Here is a 1321-nt window from a genome sequence, read left to right as displayed (position 1 = left end):
TGAACCGCTCCGGGATCGGTGGAGGCTCTATGCGTTGACTCCAGCCGCCGGTTGGGGCTGGTGTTGAGCGTAGTAGTTGGTCTCGTGCTCGTAGGGCGGGATGTCTCCGATCGCGGTGTGGAGACGCTGGTTGTTGAACCAGTCGACCCATTCCGCTGTGGCCAGTTCGACGTCGGCAAGTCCGCGCCAGGGCTTGCGGGGTTTGATCAGCTCCGTCTTGTAGAGGCCGATCTGGGATTCCATGAGCGCGTTGTCCAGGGCGTCGCCGACGGTGCCGATGGAGGCGTCGATGCCTGCGTCGAGGAGATGCGCGGTGAAGGCGAACGACGTGTACTGACTGCCCGCATCCGAGTGATGAACCAGGCCCGGTCCGGCGGGAGTTCCGGCGCGGTCGCGGCGCCACAGCGCCATGTCGAGGGCATCGAGGACGAGCTTGGCCCGTTTGCTGGTGGCGGCGGACCAGCCCACGATCGCGCGGGAGAACACGTCCACGACGAATGCGACGTAGACGATCCCGGACCAGGTGGCGACATAGGTGAAGTCGGCTACCCACCGCTGGTTCGGACGGGAGGCGGTGAAGTCGCGCCTGAGCAGGTCAGAGGCCCGATCGTGGCCGTCGTCCGGGATCGTGGTGCGGATCTTCTTCCCGCGTCGGGCGCCTTCGAGGCCGAGGTTGCGCATCAGCCGGGCGACGGTGCAGCGGGCCGTCGGTATGCCTTCGCGGTGCAGCTGCCGCCAGACCTTCCGCACCCCGTAGACGCTGAAGTTGGCCGCGTGAATGCGGCTGATCTGCGTCTTCAGCTCGGCGTCGCGCACCGATCGGGCGCTGGGGACGCGATTCTTGGCGGCGTAGTAGGTGCTCGTTGCGATCTTCAGTCCGTGGCTGGTCAGGACGCGGCAGATCGGCTCGACTCCGAACACCTGGCGGTGAGCGTCGATGAACGCTACGAGCGTTTCGACGGCCGGTCGAGCTCGGCCGCGAAGAAAGCCGACGCCGCCTTCAAGATCTCGTTGGCCCGCCGCAGCTCGGCGTTCTCGGTCCGCAGCCGCTTGATCTCCGCAGCCTCCTCGGACGTGACGCCGGGCCGCCGGCCACCGTCGACTTCGGCCTTGCGAACCCAGGTCCGCACCGTCTCTGCGGCGCCGATGCCCAGCTTGGCTGCGACCGCCTTCATCGCGGCCCACTCGGTTGGGTAGTTGGGACGGATCTCCGCGACCATGCGTACCGCGCGCTCACGAAGCTCGGGCGGGTAGGGGGACGGACGTGCCATGGCTCGATCCTCTCAGGGAATCGAGCCTCCATCAGACCCGGAGCGGTTCA

1 protein-coding gene is annotated in these 1321 nt (G+C 67.1%); it reads right to left on the bottom strand.

Annotated elements, in window-relative coordinates; translation table 11 throughout:
- Positions 1-27 precede the first annotated feature (27 nt).
- Positions 28-1271 (bottom strand): IS3 family transposase gene (locus tag ABZ855_RS48330; RefSeq protein ID WP_360820456.1). Its coding sequence is split into 2 segments (ribosomal slippage): positions 28-989 and positions 989-1271, totalling 1245 coding nucleotides; the frame shifts between segments, so codons are not numbered across the junction.
- Positions 1272-1321: the final 50 nt, after the last annotated feature.

This window comes from Streptomyces sp. NPDC047042, from assembly GCF_040644035.1.
In the GTDB taxonomy this organism is placed as follows: Bacteria; Actinomycetota; Actinomycetes; order Streptomycetales; family Streptomycetaceae; genus Streptomyces.
The sequence above is the reverse complement of the archived record's forward strand: the minus strand, read 5'-3'. Positions and strand labels throughout refer to the sequence as shown.